Origin of the sequence: Dyadobacter endophyticus (assembly GCF_014641595.1) — a bacterium.
In the GTDB taxonomy this organism is placed as follows: Bacteria; Bacteroidota; Bacteroidia; order Cytophagales; family Spirosomataceae; genus Dyadobacter; species Dyadobacter endophyticus.
This window is the reverse complement of sequence record NZ_BMIA01000001.1, coordinates 931174-957575: the sequence shown is the minus strand read 5'-3', so window position 1 is coordinate 957575 and position 26402 is coordinate 931174. Positions and strand designations below refer to the sequence as shown.

Here is a 26402-nt window from a genome sequence, read left to right as displayed (position 1 = left end):
AGACAATGAAAAAGTTACTTTATATACTATTGCTACTGGGCGCCGCTGCCTGCGACAAGCCGCTCGAAGAGGAAGTGTATTCTTCTTTTGGCCCCAATAATTTCTTCAAAACCGCCGACGACGCCGAAGCATTGCTCAACGCCGCCTACGCCCTCGAACAAAAACAGGGAACCGACGGCTTCCGTAACATCCTGGTCATGGCCGAAGTCACAACTGACCTCCTCATCATCCGCGAGGGTGGGCTACGCGGGCTCGCGCAGCCGCTAGAAGATTTTACCTGGAATGCCTCGCACGAATTTTTCGATGTAGCCTGGACCCGCTATTATGCGGCCATTTACCGCGCCAACCTCGTGATCGACAACGTGCCTAACATCGATTTCGACGAAGAACGTAAGAAGCAGATCGTGGCCGAAGCGCGCTTTTTGCGCGCGAGTGGCTACATTTCGCTCTACGACCTCTTTGGCCCTACCCCATTGATCACCAACAGCATTAGCAGCAGCGAAGACCGGCCTGCACGTGCGGGTAAGGAAGAATTTATCAAGTTTGTGGCTGATGAACTGACGGCAGTAGCAGATATTCTGCCCGTTACCGCCAAGCAATATGGCCGCGCTACCAAAGGAGCCGCGCTCGCATTCTTGACTAAATTTTACCTGAACAACAAAAACTGGCAGAAAACGAACGAAACCGCCCAGAAGGTGATCGACCTGAACGCGTACAACCTCTTCAATTCGGCTAACCGGACGGACCTTTTCAAACTCGCCAACGAGAAAAACAGCGAGTTCATTTACGTACGTCCGCACGTGGCGCAGCCGGGGCTGGGTACCAACTACCTCCCGCACGCCGCTCCCCCGAACTACAAATACAAGGGTGCGACCAAAGCCAATTACGCGACGCAGCTGAAAACGCTGTCCGGCTTCTACGACTCATTTGACCCGAAAGACCAGCGCCGTGAAGCATTCCTGACCGAATACGACGACCTGAACGGCAAGCACATTGTATTGGGACAAGACGACAAGCGCAGCTTCAAATTTGAAGAAGACCTCCCCGCCACTGGTGCCGACCTCGGCAACGACTTCCCGGTCGTTCGCTATGCCGACATCCTGCTCAGCAAAGCCGAGGCATTGAACGAGCTCGAAGGCCCTACACAAGCGGCTGTGGAGCTGATCAACCAGGTGCGTGCCAAAGCAGGCGTTGCTGCGCTATCCGTTTCCGCATTTGTCTCGAAAGACGCACTGAGGGCGCATATCCTCAAAGAAAGAGGTTGGGAATTCTTCACCGAAGAACTGCGTCGTCAGGATCTGGTCCGTCATGGGAAGTTCATTGAACTGGCCAAGGGAAGGGGAAAAACGGCATTCGACCACCAGGTATTATTCCCGCTCCCGCAGAGCGAGATTGACCGGAATCCGAGTCTGAAACAGAATGAGGGCTATAAGTAGGAAATTCATTGAGTGACTGCCCCATCACAACAAAAGCCAGGCTATCTGCACGATGGCCTGGCTTTTGTTTTACGCAGGGAAGCATTCAAATTGGCGGCCGCGGCGCTATTTCCCTTTAAAATCCTTAATAGAATTGCCATCATAACGATACACACCGCCCAGAGAGCCAAACCAGATACTTCCGTCATTCGCTTCCAGAATTCCAAAAGTCATTCGTTCATTAACCTCATATTCCGACTCTATTTTGGTGGCGGTTGGCTTTTTATCGGACAAAGACTTTTTATCGTACCTGGAAATCCCCCATTTCCCGCTTACGGCATCTTCAGAGCTCGTCCAAATGTTTCCCTTCCGGTCTTCGTAGACATAACCCACAAAATCATCCGTGATATTGGTAAATGTAATACCGTCGTAACGCCAAAGACCATCCTGCCCGGCCAGCCAAATATTACCCTTACTATCTTCTATTATCGTACGGACATTTGTAAACGTTTGCCCGTTATGGACAAGGACCGAGGATGTTTTCCCATCGTAAACACGGGCATTACCCCTTGTGCCAAGCCAAAATTTCCCGTTTTTGTCCTCGACGATGGAATTAACATCATCATGGTCGTCAGGCGGAAGGTCACCCGTTTCCAGACTCGTGAAAGGCGGTCCCCAATTCGCCCTGTAGTTCCTGAACTGTTTACCATCATAGCGACTTAACCCCTTCAACGTGCCGAACCAGATATTGCCGGTTTTATCTTCATAAATATGAGGGACTTGGTTATCGACGAGCCCCTCCGCGGTTGTAAAATGTTGAAAGGATTTTCCATCATAACGATAAACACCTGAACCGATCGTACCAAACCAAAAGTTGCCCTTCCTGTCCTCCAAAACGGAAAAGAAACGGGCCGAACTTACTTTACTGGTGATATTGGTGAACGACTTTCCGTCGTATCGAAAAATCCCGTCAAATGCGGCCATCCAGATGTTGCCTTTTCGGTCCTGTATGATATTACGGGTGATGCGTTCGGGCCCGTGGGAGCTGACCATACCGGCCGTGTCGGATTTGGCAATATCCTTTTGCTGGTTCGTTGCATTTTGTCCTTCACACCAGGTGATGGAGACAAATAGCAACAATGCGATCAAGTGTACACATTTCATCATTTTTCTTTTGGGTATCAAGGATTTCGACAAACCTACAAGTTTTTGTATCGGGCATTTCAAATGACTTGTTAAAGAAGGTTAATGAAATGTTAAAGTTGCTCCCCCCACACCCGAAACCCATTCACCGCATGCCTTGCCCCAGTAGACCGAAACCCAAACCACCCATTCCTTAACGGCGCCGGATCAATAAAATCGAAAAGCACTTCGCCATCCACCGAAAAGGTCGTCCGCCCATCAATCACCGTTATCACAATATGATAAGTATGGTTAGCCTTCAACAAATGCGCGCTATCCAGATATTCTTTGAGTAACGGCTTCGTCCCATTCCCATAGTACTTCCGAAAACGCGTAGTTGAATTGGTATTACCCCCAAAACCGACATAATAAAGCGAAAGCGAATCATAATTCTCAAACTTGCCATTTCGCCCAAAAACGTCTGCATTACGTGGGTCGGTAGCCATCCAAAACTGATTTAAATCCGAAAGCCGGTCATTCCGCCCGGAGTCGACCAGCACGGTCCAGTCATATTCAATGCGGATGTTTCCTTCCAACCGGGGTTTGAACCATACCGTTACGCCTCCCGCGGTGTTCAGTATCAGCCTGCCCTTGTCGGTACGCACTTCCGATTGCCCCACCGGCTCGATTTCCGCATGCCAGCGCGTCTTATCCAGTTCTCCCGAAAAATCTTCGGAATACAACAGCTTATCCTTCGGCTTGCTGGCCGTTTGCGCATTTGCCCGAATGCAAAAGAGCAGGACAACGCCCAGCGCTGCCCTGCCTACTAAGTTAAACATTCCTTTCATTCCCCTTCCACCGGCCAGAATGGCGATTCTGTCCTGCTGGTTTTTAAATAGTTTTCAATTTTTGCAACAATGTCAGGATGCCCGGCGGCTACGTCGTTCGTCTCGCTGATGTCCTTATCCAGATCATACAGTTCGAGTTTCCCTTTTGCTTTCACTGCCTTCCAGTTGCCATATCGCACGGCCTGTTCGAAGCCTTTTTCGAAAAACTCCCAATACAGGAAGCGGGGCTTCGAAATCTTCTGCCCTTTAATGGCCGGCAGTACGCTGGCACCGTCGGTGTTATACTTCACTTTGGACTTCGCAATGTCGGCAAACGTCGGCATAATATCGGCAAAATAGGCCGGTTCCTTGCTTACGGTGCCCGCTTTGGCAGTTCCGGGCGCCCATACGATCATGGGCACGCGGATGCCGCCCTCGTACATGTCGCGCTTGTAGCCGCGGAGCTGGCCGTTCGAGTCGAAAAACTCGGCCACGGCGGTTTGTTGTGGGGTGCCTTCGGAGCGCGGACCGTTATCGGAGCAGAAGAATACAATGGTATTTTTGGATAAACCACTCTCGATGAGATACTTTTTAATGCGGCCGACGTTCTCATCGAGGTGGTGTACTTGGGCGCCATAGATTTTCATATCCTCTGGCCAGTCCTTGTTTTTATAAATAGTGCTGTCCGCAGCGTCCAGCGGTGAATGCGGGCTGTTGTAGTTGATCATCAACACAAAAGGCTTTTTAGAACCCTTTTGTTTCGACATGAATGCAATGCTCTCGTCAGTCGTGAGATCATCGGCATAATAGCCTTTTCGACCGTTCTGATTGCCGTTCACGTTTTTCAGTTCACCATTAATGTACCGTTGCGCAGGCCAGTAACCGTTCGCATAAGTACCCGGGTAAGCAATCAGCCAGCCCGAAAATTCATCAAATCCGCGGTGAATGGGCGTGGCGAGGGTGTCGTAACCGTCGAGGTGCCACTTGCCCGTCAGCGCCGTCGTGTATCCCGACTGGCTCATAAGCGTACCGATCGTGAAATCGTCAACGGCCAGGTTCGTCCTCCGAACGGTCTGCTTGCCTTTGCTACCGGCAACACCGCCGCGGATCGTCGCGTTCCCGCGGATGGTGGTATGCCCCGTGTGCAGGCCTGTGATGAGCACACTGCGGGAGGGTGAGCACACGGGCGCGCCTGCATGGAAATCGGTGAAGGTAATACCCTCCTTGGCCAGCGTGTCGATGTTCGGCGTGCGGATCAGCTTCTGGCCGTTCACGCCGATGTCGCCATAACCGAGGTCGTCGGCGAGGATGAAAACGATATTGGGTGTCTGCCCCATCGCCCGGGCACCGATCAGCAGGGCCAGCGCCCATGTACTTAGTCTTTTCAGCATCAGTATTTTATTTGTATCTCAAAATCAATTATAACCCGGATTCTGGTAATTCCTGATGGCGTCCGTGGTCAGCGGTGCCCCTTTTTCATCGGTCAGCATATTGATATACGACTGCGGGAAAGGTTTGAAAGTGTCCTTAGCTTTGAACACACCCTTTCCGTTTCCATTCTGCCCGTTGGCATTCACCGGGTTATCGGCTACCGGCCAGTTGCCGGTTTTGGACGACGCGAGCTGGTTATGGTGCAGCACGCGTTCGAGCTGTATGCCCGCGTGATGAATGCCTTCGTACACGATCTGTTCCGAGTTGAATTCGCGCGAGTATTCATTGTAAATAAAATGAATAAAACGCCTGGCAGCGCTATTTGCTTCCGGCGGGTAATTTTCCAGCCGCGACTTGGCCGAAGCCCCGTCCCAATACGAGGCATCCACCTTGATTTTGCTGTAAGTATCTGTCATAGCGGCATAAGGATAGCTTTTTTCCGCAGGCGCGAGGTTTTCCGATCCCGGGTACAATCTTGCCAGCACTTCCGCACGGCTTTCGCCGGTTTTATAGGCTGCGCGGGCGCGAAGCACATTGATATCTTCGATCGCTGCCGAATAATTGCCCTGCCTTCCATACACTTCCGCGCGGATCAGATAGGTTTCGGCCAGACGGAATATGGCCACGTCGCGCGTTCCGAAATGGTTATCCACGGTGCTGCGGTTCGGGTCGATAAACTTCCGGGACGATGGGCGTATGGTACGGCCGATCAGCAAGCCGGTGTTCGACGAAAGTCTGTCCACACCCGTTTTGCGGTAGTAGTATTCGCCGCCCTTTTTCACCCAGCGCGGATACAGCACATAAGGTTGCGCCACCGCTTCGCTGATATCAATCGCCGTTTCCTTGGTGTTCTCCAAAAATACCAGTCCCAAATCGCCCTGTCCGATCTTCCGCTGACCGGCCACAGCCTTGCGCCCACCCCACGACGGCCGGTTGTAGCCCGCCTGGATATGGGAATTAAAATAACCCGCCTCATCGGCGGTCCACGTCAGCGATTTGTTATTAGCATCGGTGTAAGCCAGCCCCGGACCGTCCTGCAACGCCGCATTGTCGAACGAAGCGCTCACGTACTCGATCTGAAAGCTTTTTTCAAAGCGTGAATCATTGATTTTGTCTGTAAAAACATCATAACCCCAGTCGGAAGGCAAAAAGCCGGTGCCTTTGCGCAGGCCATATGCCCAGGTTTTAGAAGGAATGTTCCAGGCTGCATTGGTATAATCGCAGGTAAATGCGGCAGTGGTACGCATTCCGTAGCGGCCGTTGTCGAGGTTGTTTCCGTAAGAAGCTTGCAGAATAATCTCCTTATTACCTTCATTACTCCAATCACCGCGCGCGGTTTTGAACAAATCCCAATAATTGCTTGCCAAACCACCAAATTGGCCGCCATTCGAAGATGCGTAGGTATCGATCACCTCTGTCGCGAAAATCCGTGCCGAATCCAGGTCGCCCGTTCCTTCTCCCTTAAAAAGCAGGCCCAAATGTGCATTGGCATCGCCCGGGTTAATGGTTCCGTCCGCATTTCGGTACTGCTTAAACTCCTGCCCCTGGGCACGTTGCAAATACAGTTTGGCCAGCAAATGCGAAACAGCGCCTTTCGTAATGCGCCCGCGCTCGGTCTGGCTCACTGGCAAATGCTCGTGTGCGAAGCGGAGATCGGCGATAATACGGCTGTAAACCTGCGCTGAGGTCGATTTTGGAAAATTGAAAACCGCAGGCAGCGAGTTGTTGCTCCGGAGCGGCATTGGTACGTCGCCGAGCTGTGTCACAAGCATATAGAATGTCCACGAGCGCAGGAAATACACTTCCGACAAGCGCTGATTGGCATATGCCTTATCCGAACCAAACTTGCCCGGCGCTTTTTCCTTAATGATCTCAATAGCCTTGTTGCAGTCGTTGATAATGGGATAGCTGCCGAGCAATTGCGTCGCATAATAGCCCATCAGGTTGTTGGCATAGCTTCCCGCCTCGCCAGTTGGCGCCCACACGGCCGGGCTGATCGTCGCCCAGTTGTTATCGGTCGGCTCGGTAATGTCGGTGCCGGTTTCGAACAGGTAAGGCCCCTCCATGAAGCCGTATTTCCAGCGAAGCGTATTATAAGAAGCCACCACAAGTTCTTCGGCCCCCTTTTCGGTTTCGAAATAATCCTGCGTGATGGTCGATACCATTTTTTCTTCCAGAAACTCCTTGCAGGAGCTTAGCGGAAGCAAAAAGAGAATGGGTAGGATGTATTTTTTCATCATTTGAAATGCTTTGTTAAAGAGTAATTCTCAGGCCCAGCACCAGGCTGCGGTTCAGGATGGTGTTGTTCGTCTGCCCGCCAGCCTGCGCGCCGGCGGTAGTATCCCAGCCAGTAAGGTCCTCGGGATTCAATCCTGCCTTCACGGCCCCGGCACCCCACATAAACGGGTTCAGTACCTGCGCGTAAACCTGCGCACTGCCGATCTTGTAGCGGTCGGCAATGCCCTGGTTGAGCGTGTAGGTGAGCGACACATTGCGCAATGCCACCAGCGAGCCGTTCACATAGTTGCGTACGTAATTGTAGTTGGTAAATGTCGCGGTGGTCGGTTGCGGGTAAGCCGCGCCAGTGTTGGACGGGCTCCAGGTGTCGTTCTCCACGCGGCGACCATAGGTTTGCAATGCACCGTAATACAGGTTGTTCATGCGCGCTTGCAGCAGGAAGCTCAGTTCAAAGTTTTTGTAGCCAAATGTGTTGGTCAGACCCGCCGTCCAGGAAGGGCGGTTGTTGCCGAGGATCGACTTGTCGCTGTCATTAATAGTTCCAAAGCCGTTATCGAGGTAATTGACCACCTCTCCGCTTGCCAGCGTCACCGATTTCGCACCGGCCGCGCCCTCAGCCACTTGCACCAATGGCTGGTCTTTGATCTTCACCTGCCCGGGCAACGCGGTAATGTTGCCGATCTTCTTGTAAAGCTCGATCAGCCGTAGATCCTCCGGCGTGTCTTGCCAAAGCCTGTCGTACCGGTAATCACGGAAAACCGAGATCGGCTGACCGATGTACCAACCGTTCGCCAAATCGTCCGTTGCGCCGTTGGTCAATTCGAGGATCTTCTCCCGGTTGCGCGACCAGTTCAAATCCGTCCGCCAGGTGAAGTCCTTCTGGTGCACATTCACCGAAGAAATCGTGATCTCGATACCGCGGTTTTCGGTCTTCCCGATATTGCTTAGAATGCTCGTATAGCCCAGTACCGGCGGGATAGAGCGCGACATGAGCAAATCGCTCGTCCGGGCTTTGTAAACCTCTATCGACCCTGAAATGCGGTTTCTCAGCAAGCCAAAATCCAGACCAATGTTCTGCTGCGCGGTTTTCTCCCAACGCAATGCAGTATTGGGCATCGTAGCCGATTTGTAGCCAGCATATTGGGTTTCATTAAAAACATACGCTGCGCCGATGATAGAACCGCCGGTGGAGTACGCACTGACCGACGAATTACCTGTACGGCCCCAGCTGTATCGCAGTTTCAACTGGCTGATCCAGTCGATCTGCTTCACAAATGTCTCTTCTTCCAGCTTCCAGGCCAAGGCGGCCGAAGGGAAAAACTCCCATTTATTCCCCTCGGCGAGTACTGAAGCACCATCCCAGCGACCGGTCAGCGTCACTAGGAAGCGGTCGAGCAGGCCGTAATTGATCCTTCCCATGTAGGAAGCCAGCGCCGAACGGCCGTAAGACGTTCCATAACCCATCGGGTTACCGATCGCGTTCGCAGCCAGGTTGTACCATTGCGACGACGGGAAGGTAATGCCCTGGGCGCGGATGTTGATGGAGTTGTTGGTGTTCTGCTGCACAGACTGTAATGCGGTGATACCAATGTTGTGTATTCCAATTTGTTTATTGAAAAACAAAAGGTTTTCAAACGTCCAACCCAACGACTTGTTGTGCGAATTATAACCAATCAGTGGCGCGGTACCCACGGCACTGAACGGGTTGGTGTAGTTGGCTCCGTAGAAAGAGCCATACTCCTTGTCGCTGTACTGTGCGCCGAACTTGCTCGAGAATTTCAGCCATTCGGTAAAACGGATTTCAGCATACACATTCGAAAGCAGCGAGGCAAGCTTGTGCTCGTTGGTAGAGTTATTAATATTTAAAAGAACGTTGTGCGCCGAAAGCCCCTCGCGGTTGGTATTCAGGATATTGCCATTGTCGTCGTAGGCACGTGCATAAGGCATCAGCGCGAGCGCCTGCCCGTACGAGTCTTTGGCGCCGCTGTTCGACGAGTTTTCGGAAGTTCCGTAGTTCTGCAGCGAATACACCCCGTTCAATGCCAGACCGACGGTGAGCCATTTGCGGGGCGTAATGTCGCCTTTCAGGTTCAATGAATAGCGTTTAAAATCCTGATCTTTCAATGTCCCGAGCTGGTTGAGATAGCCCAGTGAAAGATAGACGCGGGATTTGTCGGTTCCCGATGACAGGGAAAGCAAATGGTTCTGGGTCTGGCCGGTGCGGGTCACCAGGTCGGACCATTTCTGATCGAATAAATTGGCTGCATTGTAAACCGGCACTTGCGCGGCGTAGCCTGCGGCCTGCTCTTGGGAGGTAGCGGCGCGTAGCTTCACAGTACCATCTTCGTTCCATTCATAGGCAGTGCGAATGCTGTTGATACCGTATTGCTCGCCGCCTCCGAAGTTTTGTACATCGAAATCCGGGTCGGGCGCGGTGCCGTATTTGCCGGTATAAGTTCCGCCGTTGATATGCGACTGCCTCTGCCAGTTCAGGAGCTGGCCCGAGTTCATCCAGTCAGTCGTCGAATGAATCTTCGTAGCAGTGTAACTCACATCGTAACTGATATTGGTCTTACCCTTTTTTCCTTCTTTATAGTTAATGAGAATGACCCCATTAGCACCACGAGAACCATAAATGGCTGTGGCAGAAGCATCTTTCAGCACTTCTACCGAGGCTATATCGTTCGGGTTGATTGCCCCGACCTCGCTGGCCGACAGGGGCACACCGTCGATCACATAAAGCGGCTCGTTGGACGCATTGATGGACCGGTTACCGCGGATGCGGATTTGCCCAACCTCGCCGGGCCGCTGATTGGTGGTAATATCCACCCCGGCCACCTTACCCTGCATGGCCTGCACCACGTTCTGCACAGGTCGCTCCCGGAGCTGTGCCTCCGAAAGGCTCGAAATCGCTCCTGTTACATCACTTTTCTTCTGGGTCCCGTACCCTACCACCACGAATTCTTCAAGGGATTTGGTGTCCGAGAGCAATACCACATTTAAAAGTGATTCATTGTTTACGGTAACTTGCTGCTGCACATAGCCTACGAACGAGAACACCAGCACGGTTCCATGCTCAGGGACAGACAGTTCGAAATTCCCCGTCTCGTCGGTAAGCGAGCCGCGTGTGGAGCCTTTGATCACTACGCTCACGCCGGGTAGCCCCTCCCCTTTGTCGTCCTTTACAGTACCTTTTACTGTCCGTTCGGCATTGCGGCCCGGCCTTACCGGTGCATTCCGCTTTGTTTCGGCGGGCTTGGCATGCACCACGACCGACGCCCCCGCCAGGCAGACGACGATGCTGAAATGATAAAAAAGTTGCTTCATAAAATCGGTGACCTTCGGTCGCTGCGGTTGGTACTCATTTCTTTTTTTTGGGATTATTTGAATAAAGCATTCCCTGGCCGTGCAGGGCGGTTCTACACGGAAAGAATTGTCGGCAAATGCACCGGCGTGTCGCGATCATGCCGGTTTCGCTGACGTGCTCAGCTAAAATGAATTTTTAAAATGGATCAACGGAGTCCAATGAAATCTCGTAAATTTCACTAATTGACTAACTATATATTCAAAATATACAATTTTATAGAATAATTGTAGGTTTGACACAAAAATAGATAATCTATTTAATCTACAAGAAATATATACTAAAAAACTTTGCTAATTTGCCTCGCTTTTGAAGGCAAACAAGGTATTAGAGTGCCCTTACCGATATACAAATGAAAAAAGTAACACGAAGGAAATTTGTAAAAAACTCAGTCACGGCCGCAGCAGGCATCCCCGTCTTAGCAAACTTACCGAACCTATATCCGACCGGTGCGCCCGATGCTCCGGCCGCCCCGCTCCATTGGCTCGACCAGCCCAGCCACTCCATGCGCGGCACGACCTGGGGCGTTCCCTGGCCGAAAGGGTCGGTGAAGGCTACCAGCGGTTTCCGGTTTCTGGCGGGGAACTCCGAGCAAGCCGTACAAACCTGGCCCCTGGCCTACTGGCCCGATGGCTCACTGAAATGGACCGCACACGCGCTAGCAGCGACTGAGATACCAAAGGGCAACTGGACGATCCAACCCATTAAACCCCAAAACCGGCCCGTTAAACCGCTGATCGAAGAAAATGGAACACACTTGAAAATCGATACGGGCAAGTTGCAGTGCCTGATCCGGAAAAATGAAAATACATTGTTCGAAACACTGGCTACCGGCGGCAATATCACTGCCGGTAGTGCTCGGCTGGTGCTACTCGTTCAGCGGCAGGATTCCGACCTTGAAGAGACCAACACTTCCATTAACCGTTTCGAGGGCAAAATCAATAAGCTTACAATCGAACAAAATGGCCCTATACGTGCGGTGGTGAAAGTCGAAGGAAGCCATGCGGACGCCGGGCGGCAGTTGCTTCCATTTACGGTGCGGCTCTATTTTTATGCTGGCAGCGAGGCAGTGCGGATTATGCACACCGTTATATATGACGCCGACGAAAACAAGGATTTCATCCGGGGCCTGGGCGTCCGCTTCGAGGTGCCGTTCCAACAACAGGAACTGCACAACCGGCATATCCGGTTCGCGGGCGAAAACGACGGCATATTCGCCGAAGCCGTGCGGGGGCTAACGGGCCTTCGCCGCGATCCGGGCAAGGCATTTACCGAAGCGCAGATCGCAGGGCAGGCCACGCCCGCGAATGATAAGCTTCCCGAAAACGTATCCAAAAGGCTGCAATACATTCCCGCATTCGGCAATTACACGCTTTTCCAGCCGACACCGGATGCATTTGAAATACAAAAACAGACTACGGCCAGTCACGGCTGGCTGCAATCGGCTTACGGAAAACGGTCGGCGGGTACAGGTTATGTGGGTACACCAGCGGGCGGGGCGGCTTTCGGTATCCGGAATTTCTGGCAGAGCCACCCTGCTCAGCTCGACGTCCGCAATGCGGACAAGGACCACGGCGAAGTCACGCTCTGGCTTTGGGCGCCGCGTGCTCAGCCGATGGACCTCCGTTTTTACCACGACGGCATGGGCCAGGACACCCACGCCAAGCAACTGGAAGGGCTGGAAATCACTTATGAGGATTATGAACCGGGCTTCGGGCGCCCCTACGGGGTTGCACGCACGAGCGAGATCCAGCTCTGGGCATTGCCTGCAACGCCTGCCAACGCGGCGCTGGCTGAGATCGCGCGGCAAATACAGTCGCCCCCGTTACTATTACCGACGCCGGCATACCTGGCATCGACGGGCGTTTTTGGAGGTGCATTCAGCCTCCCCGACCGTGCCACGCCAAAGAAAGAGAAGATCGAGAAACAGCTGGATTCCTATTTTGATTATTATAAAAATGAAGTGGAAGCACGACATTGGTACGGTTTCTGGAACTACGGGGATTTTATGCATTCCTACGACACCGACCGGCACGTTTGGAAATACGACGTCGGCGGCTTCGCCTGGGACAATTCCGAGCTATCGACGGATATCTGGCTCTGGTACTACTTCCTGCGTACCGGACGCGCCGACGCATTTCGCTTGGCCGAGGCTATGACGCGCCATACCGGCGAGGTGGATGTACATCACATAGGCCCGTTCGCGCCGCTCGGGTCGCGGCATAATGTAATGCATTGGGGTTGCAGCGCCAAGCAATTGCGGATCAGTACGGCTACCAACCGGCGGTTTTATTATTACCTCACGGGCGACGAGCGCGTGGGCGAGCTCATGCGGGAGCAGATCAATGCGGTGCAGACACTTCAAACAGTCGTGCCCGTGCGAAAAGTGAATGCCGCAGCGCCGAAAAATACCGAAAACTCCGATCTCGCTACGGTCTCGTTCGGCACCGACTGGGGCGCAGTAGCCGGAGCCTGGCTCACCGAATGGGAGCGCACGCAGGACAATGCCATCCGCGACAAGCTGCTGAACAGCATGCGCACCATCGCCGCCCAACCGCACGGATTTTTCACGGGATCGTCTCTATTAAACCTGAAAACCGGCGCATTTCAGCCCGAGCCGACCGGGAAAATATCGGTATCGCACCTGAGCGCCGTCTTCGGCCTCGCGGAGGTGTGCTACGAGCTAAGCTACCTCGTCGAGGACAAGGCGTTCAGACAAGCCTGGCTGGATTATTGCCGGTTATACAATGCGACGCCCGACGCGCAGAAGCAGGCATTGGGTGAAAGCCTCAAAAAGCTAAGCCTTCAACAAGGCCACGCCCGCCTGACTGCTTTCGCGGCCCGGGCAACGGGCGACAAAGTACTGGGCCAGCGGGCATGGCAGGAGTTTTTCCGAGGGGAATCAACCCAGATATCCACCAACGGCGTGGCGCAATGGAGCCTTGCGGCGATGCAATGTCTGGCGTTTGCGGGGGATCAGCTCAATGATTGAATGAGTGAATGATTAAATGACTGAATGAGTGAATGTCACGTATGGTCAAGACTAGTGAAGTGTTGTATTTATTTAATCTTGACAATTTATGACTACCTCTGATCTCCTGACTTAACCAATTCGGTCATCCGTCCGGCGGTCTGGCGGACCGATCAAAATTCATTCCATTCCTTCGATTCAGTCATTCAGTCATTCAGTCAAGTGGTAACGTTCCGAAATATTAGTCTATTTATTTTATAGATCAAATTGGTTAATATTAAAATTAGCTAATTTGCGCCACCAATACCGATTTTACTTATGCCCGTTTCTACCCCTTTGCCGGCATCCGTTTGGAAGCCTTATGAAAAAATCCTCTTGCGCGTTGCGCTGATTTATGCGGTGATCAGTACGATTCCCTTTAATCCCGAGTTTTATCAACAGGACTTTGATGCGGGGTTTAATGTAAACTCTTACCCCTTTCGCTGGCTGGATGTGATTTCACAGAACAAGCCGTGGTTCTTTGCCAGTCAGGAAGGCAAAAACTACACGGGCTGGTTCCTGACTTTGCTCGTTTGCCTGGCAGCTGGCTTCGGCTGGGAGCTGATCGATCGTCGGCGGAAGGATTTTGAAAAGCTGTATTATTGGTTTTACGTCGCGGCCCGCTACGGGATCATTCTGAGAATGTCGTGGTTTGCCTGGGCCAAGGTGTTTCCGGTCCAAATGCCTTTCCCTACCATCAGCCAGCTCAATACCAACCTTGGCGATTTCACGCCGGGCAAGCTCTACTGGCTCACAACCGGCGTTTCTCCTTTTTTTGAGGTGTTCGCAGGCATTTTCGAGCTAGTAGCGACGTTGCTGCTGCTTTTCCGGCGTACTACCACGCTGGGTGCCTTGATGATGGTCGCTATTCTGCTGCCGATCTGGTTTGTCAACATCGGTTATGACGCGGGCGTGGAGCTTACCAGCCTCCACTTGCTCTCCTTGTCGCTGCTACTGCTTGTCCGCGACAGCCGGAGGTTTTACGACATCCTCATCGAACACAGAGCCGTGGCGCTCACATTCGTTCCCGCATTCCATTTTCGCAACATCTGGCCAAACCGCCTGAGAATCGCATTCAAGTATGGCTTCATCTTCTTTTTTGTGGTATTCCGAGGTTTCAGCTACGGTCAACTGTTCGCCAGTGGGAAGTCGTTCAAACTGCCGCTCGACGATGGTCTGCCCTCCGCAACAGGTCTTTACAAGGTCACGGAATTCCGGCTGAACAACCGGCTTCTGGCGCCTTCGCCAACCGATTCTGTCCGCTGGGATAATGTGATTTTCGAGAAGTTCAACACCATCAGCATTAAAGTGAACAAAAACTTCCGGCTCGATACGCGCAATGCCGTGCGTACGACGGAGTACTACGGCAATATCGGCCGCTATTACTATGGCTATAAGGCCGATACGGTCAACAAGGTGTTCCATTTGCACAACCGCGTCGATACCGCTGCGCATATCACCCTGCATTATGAGCAGCCTGCACCGGGCCGTTACATTCTGCGCGGCGTGAATGAGGGCCGCGATTCGCTGTTTGTCGTTTTGAATAGAAAAGAAATACCCGCTGGAAGAAAAGCGGGCCTGGTAGCATTCACGTCCTATTTCATTAAACATTTCACATATGCACTCTCAAAAAATACTTCTGGTGGCATTGCTGGCGGCAGGGCTCACCTCGCGCACATCCGCACAAAACATCACGCAACAACAGCAGCCGTTTACCGGCACGGTCGGCAAAACGCTGGCTGAATCGAAGGAAGTCTGGACTAACCCCGTGAAAGCACCCGCAGGAGCGCCCAACTTGGTTTGGGTACTGCTCGACGACGTCGGGTTCGGTGCTACGAGCACATTTGGCGGGGTGATCCGCACGCCTACATTCGACAGCCTGGCGAACAACGGGCTGCGTTACACCAATTTCCACACGGCTGCCATTTGCGCCCCGACCCGCGCAGCGCTGCTTACCGGCCGCAACCAGCATTCGGTGCATGAGGGCGGCTTCTCCCACACCTGGTCGTCGTTTGGCTTCCCAGGCTGGGATGGCCGCATTCCTTCCGACAAGGGAACCATCGCCGAAATCCTCCGCGAAGCCGGTTACAATACTTTCGCCGTCGGCAAATATGGCCTTACGCCCGACCAGGACGCCACCGACGCCGGGCCATTCGACCGCTGGCCGTCGGGTAAGGGCTTCGACCATTTCTTCGGCTTTCTGGGCTCGCAAACCGACCAGTACAAGCCTGACCTCGTGGAAGACAACGCCCACGTGACGCCGGACGGCCGCCACCTGAACGACCAGATCACCGACAAAGCCATCAGTTTTATCGACCGACAAAAAAAGGCCGCGCCTAACAAGCCATTCTTTCTATACTACTCGCCTGGCGCCACCCACGCCCCACATCAGGTAGCAAAAGAATGGAGCGAGCAATACAAAGGCCAGTTCGACGGCGGCTGGGACGAGTTTCGCGAAAAGGTGTTTGCCCAACAGAAGAAGCAGGGCATCATTCCCGCCAATGTGATCCTGCCCGAGCGTAACCCGAATATCCGCGCCTGGGCGAGCCTTTCGGCCGATGAAAAGAAGCTGTATGCACGTTTCATGGAGGTTTATGCGGGCTACCTTACCTATACCGACTACGAAGTGGGAAGGATTGTAAACCATCTCAAAAAGATCAACCAGCTCGATAACACACTTATTCTGGTGGTAATCGGCGACAATGGAGCCAGTAAGGAAGGCGCGTTGGGCGGTGTGATTGCAAGATCCTCGGCGGCGGCAATTGCAGCGCCACTTTCGGAGGCCGAGCAGGTTAAAAACAACCTGGCGCAGATCGACTTGATCGGATCACCGGAAGGTACCAATGCCAACTATCCGCTCGGCTGGGCGCAGGCGGCCAATACGCCGTTCAAATACTGGAAACAGGATGCACATTCGGAAGGTGGCACACGTAACCCACTGATTGCATTCTATCCAAAAGGCATTACCGACAAGGGCAGCGTCCGCACCCAGTACGGGCACGTGATCGACCTGTTGCCTACTACGCTGGAAATAGCAGGTATCAAAGCACCAGAGTTGATCAGGGGCATCAAACAGGACACAATCCAGGGAACCTCGCTGGCCTATTCGATTAATGACGCCAAAGCCGCCTCGCGCCACAAAACACAGTACTATTACATTTTCGGGTCGCGGTCGATTTACCAGGATGGATGGAAGGCCGGTTTTGCCTACAAACCCACAGCAGCGGCAACGGGTAACCTTGTGAGTGCCATCAGCGTCGCTAACCCGGATCATAACGATTGGCAGCTTTACAACCTGAATGAGGATTTCAACGAGCGCATCGATCTGGCCAAAAAGAATCCGAAGAAGCTGGAAGAACTGAAAGCACTTTTTGAAGAACAGGCAAAAAAATACAACATTTATCCCTACATCACCTGGGACGATGTCCTCAAACGAAGACAGCCGCAGCCTGCGCAGCAGCAACCGGCGGGAAAATAACGACCATGCATTTAAAACTCACATTCCTGTTCCTCCTGTTCGGTCTGGGCTATTTACACGCCCAGACCGAACAGGATACTATCCCTGAGGTGCTTGTCTATAAAAAGATCGATACGTTAAGCCTGCATATGCGGGTGTTTAGGCCCGCAGGGTTTAACGCGACGAACAAGTACCCGGCCATTGTCTTCTTCTTTGGAGGCGGCTGGATCAGCGGCAATACCGGACAGTTCCAAAAACAGGCTCTGTACCTGGCATCACGTGGAATGGTGGCCATTCTGGCCGACTATCGCGTGCAATCCCGGCATCATACCACCCCATTCGAAGCCGTGATGGACGGTAAATCGGCGATCCGGTACGTACGTTCACACGCCAGCGGCCTAGGCATCGATCCCGACCGCATTGTAGCAGCGGGTGGGTCGGCCGGCGGGCATGTTGCGGCAGCTACCGACCTGACTAAACTCGACGAGCCGACTGAAAACGCGGCGGTCAGCTCGCGGCCCAATGCGCTGGTTCTTTTTAACCCGGTGTTCAACAATGGTCCGGGCGAATACGGCTATGACCGTGTTGGTAACCGTTACACTGAAATTTCACCTTACCACAACATCCGGAAAGGCGCCGCGCCTACGCTGGTCATGCTAGGAACGAAGGACAAACTGGTGCCGGTAGCCACGGCCGAGGCATACAAAGCGAAGCTGACTGAGGCAGGGAGCCAGGGCGAACTGATCCTTTACCCCGATCAACCGCACGGCTTTTTCAACCGGGGCGAATGGTTCACCAAAACCCTACGCGACACTGATGTTTTCCTGAAATCGCTCGGGTACATTCAGGGCGAGCCAACGCTCTGAGGTGCGTTCGGGCAGGCTTACAGAGGTGCCGGACGCTACATTAATGTGTGACCGATTCGCTGCGAACCATTCCCTCTACCGGTAGCAGGCACATAAACAACCCGACCAACGCCAGCAATGCCATGTTGGTAAAGGTGGCAACGCGATAGGCTGAAATGTAAGCCGTAACATCCGGCAGCGGGCCGAGATTGGAAAAGAAAATCCCTCCTATCACGCCAATGCCCAAAGCTATCGCAGTTTGCTGGAAGGTCGAAAAAGTACCGGAAGCGGTGCCTGCGAGCTCAACAGGAATATTTTTCAGGCCCACAGCCAGTAACGACGGCAGTACCGATCCGCAGCCCGCGCCGTATAAGAAAAGGACCGGGTAAAGCAGTCGCCGGTTCACTTCCGGGCCATTCAGCACGATGATATGTAGAGCTAATGTAATGATCATCGTCAGTACGCCACCCTGCAATACTTTTTTGCCAAACAACGGGACCAACCGTAATGAGACCAGTGACGCCACCACGTAGCCAACGCCTTGAAATACAAACAATATACCTGTTTCCGAGGAACTGAATCCCAGACCGGTTTCCAGCAGTACGACGTTGATCAGAAAATAGGAGTCCTGCACCATGAAATAGAACAGCACGATCGCCATCCCTATATTGAAATCGCGGAAGCCGAACAAGCGCACATCCAGCAACGGAAGCCGCTGCCTACCGGTCGACAGTTTTTGCTTTTGGTCCCTGACAAACAGTGCGAGCACAATGCCTCCCGCAGCGAGCATTGCGATACACCACCATGGCCAGTCCAGTTCGCGACCGCGTATGAGCGGGTATATCAGGCACACGAGCGCGCCTGTAAGCAGGAGAACGCCCGCATAATCGAAGCCGACATTGCAGCAACGCCGATCGTCGGGAGGCAGGAAGAGCAACGCCATGGGCACCACCGCCAGCCCAATGGGCAGATTGATGAGAAAAATAAGCCGCCAACCTTCCAGGAAGGAGTCAATTTCGGGCAACAAACCACCCAGAAACTGGCCGATCACAGAAGCGCTCCCGGCCACGCTTCCGTAAATACCCAGCGCTTTGACCCGCTCTTTGTTGCCCTGAAAAAGCTCCTGAATATACGTTATGCCTTGTGGGATCATCAACGCGGCGCTGACGCCCTGGAAAAAACGGGCGGCATTCAGTTGCCAGGATGTTTGTGCGAAACCGCAGACTGCCGAGATTACGACAAACAGCAGCATCGCCACGACGAAGACCCTCTTTCGACCAAAATAATCCCCTGCCCTACCTCCCGTTACCAGAAAGGTCGCATACCCCAGAAGATAGAGGGCAATCACAAGCTGAATGTCGCTGTCGGTACCGTGAATGCCGGTTTTAATAGCCGGAATAGCGACGTTTACGATGAAAATGTCCAGCACGGACAGGAATACCGAAGAAGAAATAATGGCCAGCAACAGCCATTTTGAAATTTGTGTATTCATTGCGTTGTTGAATGATCATGGCGGACCGAAATGTTCGGTTTGCATTCATTTACGGCCAAAATTCACGCAGCCAACGCTCGTAATCAAGTAGTTTATAAGACAATACCAGGTATGACGGACGATACTATCAGTGCAGATCAGTCGATTACAAAAGAAGATTCCGGATCTTTTTCAGAAAAAAATAATACAATGAATATCGCGCTGGACATTATTGGCGGGAAATGGAAGCTGATGCTGCTCAACAAGATCCGGGAGGAGTGCCCGATGCGTTTCGGTGTGCTGCGCCGCAAGCTCCCCCACATTACACAGGCAACGCTTACGGCACAGCTGAAACAACTGGAGCGAGACGGTATTCTGCGCCGTGAAGCCTACGCAGAATCGCCGCCGCGGGTTGAATATAAGCTGACGGAGATCGGCAAAAGCCTGATCCCCATTATGGATTCGCTTTGCGCCTGGGGCGAGGATTACCAACGGCAAATCCGTAAGAAGCCATAGTTATTCTCTTACTTCGCTGGTTTTCAATACTTTTTCTGGCACTTTGCTCAAACTCAGCACCTTAAAAGGCTTCGCCTCCGCATTCACCCTCGTATAAGCATACGCACAGGAGCCCGCCAGAACGAGGAATAATGCATCGATAAAGAAAATATCGGATGCGCCCTGCTTCCAGGTATTCCAGAGCCACAGGCCGGTTGAAATGCCGTTGGCAATAGGCACGCCCAGGCAGAGAACGGCCGATAAGAGTAATGTGTGACGATTCATCCGGGGGAGGCTGCGGAGTACCATCAAGTAAATGCCCAGCACGAGCCAGCTGTAAAAATAGGTTTTATAAATAACCGACTGGTTCACATGATCGAGCGTTTTGACCATGATAAAAGTAAATGCCGTTACCGGTAGCATGCTCAGGCAAACCGCCAGAAAGAAGTTACTCGCCCAGAAATTGAACCTGCGCTTGCGAAGCTCGGTAGCAACTTTGTCACGCGCAACGAGCCAGATCATAATGCCCGAAATGATAACGGCACAGCCCATTAACCCCAGTAAAAAGAACACGATCCGCAACGGCTGCCCACCGAAATCGCCGAAATGCAGGTGGTATACGAGGCTCTTGACGCCATCGATGTAATTCCCCCCGGCATTGGGTGACTTTTGTTCGAGTATTTTACCGCTGGCAATATCAACCGTCACAAATCCCGATCCGGCAAAGTTGGCGCTGGGGTTCGGCTTGGCTTCGAGGCTGACCTGCATACTCTTGTCCATATAATTGCGGATGTAAATGCGCGAGACCTGGCTGTCTTTCCATTCGCTATGCCATTTTCCCACAAATGCGTCCATATCGAAGGTTCCGTCCATTGACTTATAGGTGTAATCCACGTTCACGGTCCGGTTGTATTGCAGGCTCTCATACAGCTTTTCACTATCTCCATTGTAGAGCAGGTTGGCAAAAGGCGCAAGCAGCACATAGTTCACAATCAGGATAACGCCTGTTACCGCAAATACGAACTGGAACGGAAAACCGATCACACCAAGTACCGTGTGCATGTCGGTCCAGACGGTCTTCCATTTACTCATTGGCCTGAAAAGGAAGAAATTGGACTTGATCTTATCCCAATGCAGCAGCAGGCCGGTAATCAGCGCGAACAGGAAAAGAAATGCCACAATCCCCGCCACCAGATACCCGAACGGCGTTCCGATATTGATACCGACCTGGTTGAGCTGCGCCAGGAAATGCAGGCGGTACAAGAACTCGGCCATATCGTAACTGTCCGAATAGTCGCCTGTTGTTTTATCCGCAAAATGATAGCGGAAATAGGCCGCATCGCCCTCATCCCTTCTCCCTCTTCCCCTTCTTCCTTCCTCCTTTTTGAGCTTAGGCATGGGTTTGCTGACGGTCGTGTCCTGAGAGGCAGTCATGTCCACGTAGCTTCCCTGGCCCTGGCGAAGCAGGTAGAAATTGAAGTTGCGGCCGCGAAGGTTATAGTGCTGAGAAAGCGAGTCGAGCAGGTGATTGTACGGTGCGTCGAACTTATGCCCTACCTCCGGCCGGCCCTTTTGCCAGGCAGAAATATCATCTTTAAAAAAAGAAAAGGACCCAGCGAAAAATATGACATACAGCAACCCGGCAATGAAGATCCCGCTAATGGTATGGGTGTGAAAATAGATGTTATACTTCCTAGTATCCATGATTAAAGTTGAATTTCAGTAGGTAAGGCAGGGCAAACACGAGCGTGAGCAACAGATAGAGGCCCCACACCCGCCATACGTTCGTGGCGATGAACGCGTATAGCAACAGGAATGCCCACAGGATGTAGCCGGTGATACAAGCGGTTATGATGACGTCTTCCTTGGGCAGGAATGCAGTGAAAAACAGATGCAAGCTTATGGTAACGGCATATCCGCCGACACTCCCCGCGAGGATCTTGCTCAGGCGCAGCCAGGGCGATTGGGTCAGATATTTCTTATTGGCAGGCATAAAATCAATGGATAACAAGTTCAAGCGTCACCGCACACAAGTAAAGTATCGCAACTCCGACCGAACCGAAGTAACGAAATGGAAAAAACAGCACCGACACCGAGCCGGTCATCATCAGGATCACGATCGAAGCGAACAAGCCGCTCCCTACCCCGAGCAGGCTGATGCATAGCCCGGTGGCAATTAAGAACAATGCGCCCGCCGCACACCGGCTGTACAATGGATTGTCAGCCAAATTGGCCATTACCTCATTTTTACCCGGCCAGGAAATTCGCTTGGAGGTGTTCATCCAGAACATGAACCCGAGAAGAAATAGTAAACAAATGGTACTGAACATAGGGCTGGTTCGAAGACGCATTCGGTGAAGAAATGTATCTTAGCTATTGGTTATGAGAAATTTGCAAGAAATTATTTGTAATTAGTTTAAATAAACTTCACAAATATAAATCGAAACGGCGAAATGGCTGCAAAGAATTGGCTCATTCAGAAAAAAAATAAACGCAGGGTTACTAATGAGCAAAACAGAAGTGTTGCTATATTGAATTAATTTATATATTAACAAATCCAAATGCATCAAGTCATTCCGACGGATTACTTTAAACGAGTCGGATATCCTAACCACCTTTCAAAGTATCTGAAATGCAGCCATACAAGCTCCTTGCCTTGCCCGCTATCTTTCTGGTGACCCACACAAATTCACTTGCCCAGGGCGATCTGAGCGGTACCCAACAAAAGATCGACAGCCTCTTTCAATGCTATTCCCCCGATAAGCCGGGCGGCCAGCTGGCTGTAAGTGTCAACGGGCAGGTCGTCTATTCGAAAGCATGGGGAATGGCCAATCTTGAAACCGGCACTTCGCTGACAACAGCATCTCTTATCGAAGCAGGGTCAGTCTCCAAGCAATTCACGGCAGCGGCAGTTTTGTTACTCGAAAAACAGGGAAAGTTGAAACTCGACGACCCGGTGGATAAATACATACCCGGATTTCCCCGCTACGGCGAGCCGATTTTGATCCGCCACCTGATCCATCATACCAGCGGGTTGCGTGAATGGAGTGACATCGCAGAGTTTGCAGGCTCCCCGTTGGTGCTGCGCGTGATGGACAACAATGCGGCGCTTCGCATCATTTGCCGACAGAAAAGTATCAACAACCGGCCAGGCGAAGCATTCCGGTATAGCAACTCCAATTACATTCTGCTCCCGCTCATTGTCGAAAAAGTTTCCGGAATGTCTTTCGCTGATTTTACACAGAAACATATCCTTGGGCCGGCCGGTATGACACATTCCCAGTGGCAAAATGATTATGGCAAAGTGGTTCCCGGGCGCAGCCAGGCTTACGAGATCGTCAAAGGAAGGTTCCGTACACTTATGCCGGACAACGCCGTTCACGGCCCGGGCGGCTTGCTGACAACCGCCGAAGATTTACTGAAATGGACCGCATTTTATTCAGAAGGCAAGCTACACGGCGCGGCATTGCTGGATAAACAGACTGCTTTGGATACACTCAACAACGGAGACATTAACAACTACGGCGCAGGGCTCTTTATTGAACATAATCTCGCCAAACCCACGTTTCATCACGGCGGAGCCACGGCCGCTTACCGCGCCAGATTGATCTGTTCGCCCGCACTCGGTCTATCGATCGCGTGGCTCAGCAATACTTCCATGTTGGATACCATCGGTTTCAATCCCGCGACGGCCGTTCTGCAAATTCTGGCAAAACCGGAGGATCTCGCCGCTTTTCCACGCAAAAAGTCAGAAATTGTTCAGACAGAACCTAAAAAGTTGCAGGGACTTGCAGGGCTCTACAAAAGTGCTCAGTCCACGCGGGATGTCGATATTGCGCTCGGCAAAGATGGCCTGCTTCTGTCGGACATTCCACTGGAACCTATTATCAATCAGCGGTTTTATTTTTTTAACATACTCCTCGCCTTCGATCATGCAGGCGGGCTAACTGTAACCCCACCTTCGACCGAACCGATGGCGTACTACCTGGTGGATAGCACTGCGATAAAAACGCCAATTCGGGATTATGCCGGTAGATACCTTTCCGACGAGGTTGGAGCGCCGATAGAAATCACAGAATCGGCAACGGGGCCGGAGCTTCAACTTGTGAGCGGGGCACGTTATACACTAATACCATGCTCCCGCGACCGATATCTGATTCCGGATTTGAAAACCGACCTGCTTTTTAAAAGAAACGGAGAGAATACAATTACCGCGCTTGAATTGACCACAGTCCGGACGCTGGGCCTGCGGTTCGAAAAAACCAAACCTACTTCGCGAACGCCCCCAGATTGAGTGACGCAAAGGGGTCCGTCTGTAAATGCACAAACGGGCCCCTTTTTAATGAATATCCTGTCAAACCCGCAAGGTGCCGCGGAAGCCCCTGGCCGCGTAGTATGATTCGGCACCATTGTGGTAATAGAAAACCGTGTCGTACCGGCGATCGCAGAACACCGCGCCGCCGAGTTTGCGGATGCCGGCGGGGGTTTTGATCCAGCTCGATGTTTTGAGGTCGAATTTACCGAGCGTTTGCAAGTGCCGGTATTCTTCTTCGTCCAGGATTTCGATACCGATTTCCGCAGCCACGTCCAATGCCGTGTTTTCGGGTTTGTGTTCTTTTCTGAAATTCCAGGCATCGCGGTCGTAGCAGAGGCTACGGCGGCCTTTGGGACTTTCCGCCACACAATCACAGAAGATGTATTCCCCGTTTTTTTTGTCGAAACCGATCACATCCGGTTCGCCGCCAGTGAGCTCCATCTGGTCGAGCGACCACAATTTTTCACTTTTTGCATTCAGCCTGGCGTCCACATCGGCCCATTGAATGCCTTCATGGCGGCTTTTGTGTTTTTCAAAACGTGCTTTTAAAGTTTTAAACAGTTCGTTGCGACCTTCCGTCGAGAGTTCTTTTTTATCAATGGCCATAGTATATTTTGCTTTAAATTAATTCACTAAAAACGCTAGTCGTTCAAACCTTTGCCGTTCAGGATGCGTTCGATGGATTTTTCGATCCTCAGCTGGCGGGTCTGGGATTGTTTGGAAGCGGAAAAATAGATGATATATGCCCGCTGCCTCCCGGGCGTCAATGCATCGAAAGCTTTTTTCAATGCGGGAATTTCGTCGAATGTGTCTTGTAATTCGGCCGGCGCCGGCAACGACTTGTCGATTTCCACCTTCAAGCCCGATTGCTCTGCCTGAACCGCCTCGCGGATGTAAACTCTGAGGACTGGCTCCAACGCGAGCACGTCCTGTGCCGTCTCAAAACGGATCTGCCGTCCTACTTTCGTGTTTTCACCGGTTTTGATCAGCACATTTTCGGGATCGCTCAGCAAGTAGCCTTTCATAAACAGCAGCGCACAATAGGCCTTGAAACCCTGAATGACGACGATATTGGTACCTTCAAACGAATAGCACGGCTTTCCCCATTTGAACTCCTCCGTCAGCCCGCAGTCCAGCGCGATGGTTCTCAACTGTTCTATCACTTCCCGCCATTGCCTGGCCTGGACCACATATGCATCGACTTTGGTATTCATGATCATGTGTATTTAGATTTGAACAGGGATCAGTCGTCTGCCGGCGGGCCGGAAATACCAGGATATCACCGTCAATACCAGCAGCAAAAGTGGCGGCGCCACTTCGCCGATGGGGTCGCCGAGTGCCATATGCGAGACGATCGCGCCTGTCATACAAAAGAAAAAACCGGCGTACGCCCACTCTTTTATAAGCGGAAATTTAGGAATAAGTACTGCTACCACACCCAGAATTTTCCAGGCACCGATAATCGTCAGCAGGTATTCGGGATAGCCCAGGTGTGCGAACATATCCACTTCTTTTTGCATTTTCATGAGCTGCACAATGCCGGTAGACGTCATTCCAAGCGCGAGCCAGGCGGTAAAAATCCAGTAAATGATTCTTTTTCTCTTTTCCATTGCTGTTTATATTAATTGTTTGACAACTTGCTCCAACCGGTTATGCGCCATATTGATACCCGCCGCGAAAGGTAATTTCAGCGCTGCCTCACGGTCCTCGGGCGACTTGTAGACGATCTGCATGGTGAGCTTACTGGTCTCGTCGGTGAGTCTTTCGAATACGAGAAATTCGAGTTGAACCGGGAAAGGGGTGTTTTCCATCTGGAACGTACGCGTGATCTTCTGCTCCGGTACAAATTCATGGATCACGCCATTCATCCTCAACACCACATTGCCCCCCGCATCGGACGTTTCGAATGCCCAGGCGCCGTGGGGTTTGCTTTCGAGTTTCACAACTTTGGTGCTCATCCATTGCTCGACGATCTCCGGCTCCACATATGCCTTGAAGAGCAAGTCCAGCGGCAGATCAAACTCGCGGGTGATCACCAGGTCCTGCCTGCCGTTTTCAGCATTGATTTTCGTTTTCCGTTCCATGTTCTATTTTTTGGATTGATAGTTTTTCATAATGGATTCCAGCTTGTTGAACCGGTCATCCCACATTCGCCGGAAAGGCTCGATGAAGTCGGCGATCTCTTTCATTTTTTTGGGATTTAAGTGATAGTAAATTTCCCGACCTGTTTGCTCCTGGTTCAGCAACTCGCATTCTGTGAGAATTTGCAGGTGCTTGGAAACCGTAGGCCTGGCCGTATCGAAGTTCGAGGCAATCGCCCCTGCCGTCAGGGATTGCGATGCCAGTAGTAGCAATATGGCCCTTCGGGTAGGGTCTGCTATGGCTTGAAATACATCTCGTCTCAGGTTCATT

General features: G+C 52.1%; 21 protein-coding genes. 7 read left to right on the top strand and 14 right to left on the bottom strand.

The window, feature by feature from the left end; genetic code table 11:
- The first annotated feature begins 5 nt into the window (after positions 1-5).
- Positions 6-1436: a RagB/SusD family nutrient uptake outer membrane protein gene (locus IEY24_RS03965; protein ID WP_188928870.1), complete on the top strand. Its 1431-nt coding sequence runs from the start codon at positions 6-8 to the stop codon at positions 1434-1436.
- 105 nt (positions 1437-1541) lie between these two features.
- Here IEY24_RS03965 and IEY24_RS03960 read toward each other — a convergent pair whose 3' ends face one another.
- The 5 genes from IEY24_RS03960 to IEY24_RS03940 all read right to left on the bottom strand — a co-directional run bounded on the left by IEY24_RS03960 (position 1542) and on the right by IEY24_RS03940 (position 10360).
- The gene (locus IEY24_RS03960; RefSeq protein ID WP_229221303.1) at positions 1542-2582 is read right to left on the bottom strand and encodes a ligand-binding sensor domain-containing protein; all 1041 of its coding nucleotides are present in this window, start codon (positions 2580-2582) and stop codon (positions 1542-1544) included.
- Between the two features lie 89 nt (positions 2583-2671).
- Positions 2672-3376: a DUF6250 domain-containing protein gene (locus IEY24_RS03955; protein ID WP_229221301.1), complete on the bottom strand. Its 705-nt coding sequence runs from the start codon at positions 3374-3376 to the stop codon at positions 2672-2674.
- Positions 3377-3381: 5 nt separating this feature from the next.
- Complete coding sequence (locus tag IEY24_RS03950) at positions 3382-4755, bottom strand: arylsulfatase (RefSeq protein WP_188928866.1); 1374 nt, start codon at positions 4753-4755, stop codon at positions 3382-3384.
- 24 nt (positions 4756-4779) lie between these two features.
- Entirely contained in the window at positions 4780-7035 is a 2256-nt protein-coding gene (locus IEY24_RS03945; protein ID WP_188928863.1) for a RagB/SusD family nutrient uptake outer membrane protein, read from the bottom strand.
- Between the two features lie 13 nt (positions 7036-7048).
- Positions 7049-10360, bottom strand: a complete 3312-nt coding sequence (locus tag IEY24_RS03940) for a SusC/RagA family TonB-linked outer membrane protein (RefSeq protein WP_188928861.1) — start codon at positions 10358-10360, stop codon at positions 7049-7051.
- A 389-nt stretch (positions 10361-10749) separates the two neighbouring features.
- Here IEY24_RS03940 and IEY24_RS03935 point away from each other — a divergent pair, with 389 nt between their 5' ends.
- From IEY24_RS03935 to IEY24_RS03925, 4 genes are all read left to right on the top strand, one after another.
- Positions 10750-13389, top strand: a complete 2640-nt coding sequence (locus IEY24_RS03935) for an exo-rhamnogalacturonan lyase family protein (RefSeq protein ID WP_188928859.1) — start codon at positions 10750-10752, stop codon at positions 13387-13389.
- 297 nt (positions 13390-13686) lie between these two features.
- On the top strand, positions 13687-15150 hold the full coding sequence (locus IEY24_RS32735) for a hypothetical protein (protein ID WP_229221299.1): 1464 nt from the start codon (positions 13687-13689) through the stop codon (positions 15148-15150).
- Positions 15050-16885, top strand: a complete 1836-nt coding sequence (locus tag IEY24_RS03930; protein ID WP_229222072.1) for an arylsulfatase — start codon at positions 15050-15052, stop codon at positions 16883-16885. The genes IEY24_RS32735 and IEY24_RS03930 overlap by 101 nt, the downstream gene beginning before the upstream one ends.
- 5 nt (positions 16886-16890) lie before the next feature.
- On the top strand, positions 16891-17730 hold the full coding sequence (locus IEY24_RS03925) for an alpha/beta hydrolase (RefSeq protein ID WP_188928855.1): 840 nt from the start codon (positions 16891-16893) through the stop codon (positions 17728-17730).
- A 40-nt stretch (positions 17731-17770) separates the two neighbouring features.
- On the opposite strand, the gene IEY24_RS03920 is transcribed toward IEY24_RS03925, so the two are convergent.
- On the bottom strand, positions 17771-19201 hold the full coding sequence (locus IEY24_RS03920; protein WP_188928853.1) for an MFS transporter: 1431 nt from the start codon (positions 19199-19201) through the stop codon (positions 17771-17773).
- A gap of 189 nt (positions 19202-19390) precedes the next feature.
- Between IEY24_RS03920 and IEY24_RS03915 the strand changes: the two genes are divergently transcribed.
- Positions 19391-19696, top strand: a complete 306-nt coding sequence (locus IEY24_RS03915; protein WP_229221297.1) for a winged helix-turn-helix transcriptional regulator — start codon at positions 19391-19393, stop codon at positions 19694-19696.
- Here IEY24_RS03915 and IEY24_RS03910 read toward each other — a convergent pair whose 3' ends face one another.
- The 3 genes from IEY24_RS03910 to IEY24_RS03900 are packed head-to-tail and all read right to left on the bottom strand — an operon-like array spanning position 19697 to position 22005.
- Positions 19697-21379, bottom strand: a complete 1683-nt coding sequence (locus IEY24_RS03910) for a PepSY-associated TM helix domain-containing protein (protein ID WP_188928849.1) — start codon at positions 21377-21379, stop codon at positions 19697-19699. It lies immediately after the preceding gene.
- Positions 21369-21668: a hypothetical protein gene (locus IEY24_RS03905; RefSeq protein WP_188928847.1), complete on the bottom strand. Its 300-nt coding sequence runs from the start codon at positions 21666-21668 to the stop codon at positions 21369-21371. The genes IEY24_RS03910 and IEY24_RS03905 overlap by 11 nt, the downstream gene beginning before the upstream one ends.
- Before the next feature lie 4 nt (positions 21669-21672).
- On the bottom strand, positions 21673-22005 hold the full coding sequence (locus tag IEY24_RS03900) for a hypothetical protein (protein WP_188928844.1): 333 nt from the start codon (positions 22003-22005) through the stop codon (positions 21673-21675).
- A gap of 302 nt (positions 22006-22307) precedes the next feature.
- Here IEY24_RS03900 and IEY24_RS03895 point away from each other — a divergent pair, with 302 nt between their 5' ends.
- Positions 22308-23969 carry a serine hydrolase domain-containing protein gene (locus tag IEY24_RS03895; RefSeq protein WP_188928842.1) on the top strand — a complete coding sequence of 554 codons (1662 nt, stop codon included), beginning with the start codon at positions 22308-22310 and terminating at the stop codon, positions 23967-23969.
- A gap of 60 nt (positions 23970-24029) precedes the next feature.
- Here IEY24_RS03895 and IEY24_RS03890 read toward each other — a convergent pair whose 3' ends face one another.
- From IEY24_RS03890 to IEY24_RS03870, 5 genes are read right to left on the bottom strand one after another with little or no spacing between them, the layout of a single operon-like run.
- Positions 24030-24596, bottom strand: coding sequence for a DUF4256 domain-containing protein (locus IEY24_RS03890; RefSeq protein WP_188928840.1), 567 nt, complete (start codon positions 24594-24596; stop codon positions 24030-24032).
- A gap of 35 nt (positions 24597-24631) precedes the next feature.
- Positions 24632-25204 carry a YdeI/OmpD-associated family protein gene (locus IEY24_RS03885; RefSeq protein WP_188928838.1) on the bottom strand — a complete coding sequence of 191 codons (573 nt, stop codon included), beginning with the start codon at positions 25202-25204 and terminating at the stop codon, positions 24632-24634.
- Between the two features lie 12 nt (positions 25205-25216).
- The gene (locus IEY24_RS03880) at positions 25217-25600 is read right to left on the bottom strand and encodes a DoxX family protein (RefSeq protein ID WP_188928836.1); all 384 of its coding nucleotides are present in this window, start codon (positions 25598-25600) and stop codon (positions 25217-25219) included.
- Between the two features lie 6 nt (positions 25601-25606).
- Entirely contained in the window at positions 25607-26074 is a 468-nt protein-coding gene (locus IEY24_RS03875; RefSeq protein ID WP_188928834.1) for an SRPBCC domain-containing protein, read from the bottom strand.
- Positions 26075-26077: 3 nt separating this feature from the next.
- The gene (locus IEY24_RS03870) at positions 26078-26401 is read right to left on the bottom strand and encodes an ArsR/SmtB family transcription factor (RefSeq protein ID WP_188928832.1); all 324 of its coding nucleotides are present in this window, start codon (positions 26399-26401) and stop codon (positions 26078-26080) included.
- Position 26402 lies beyond the last annotated feature (1 nt).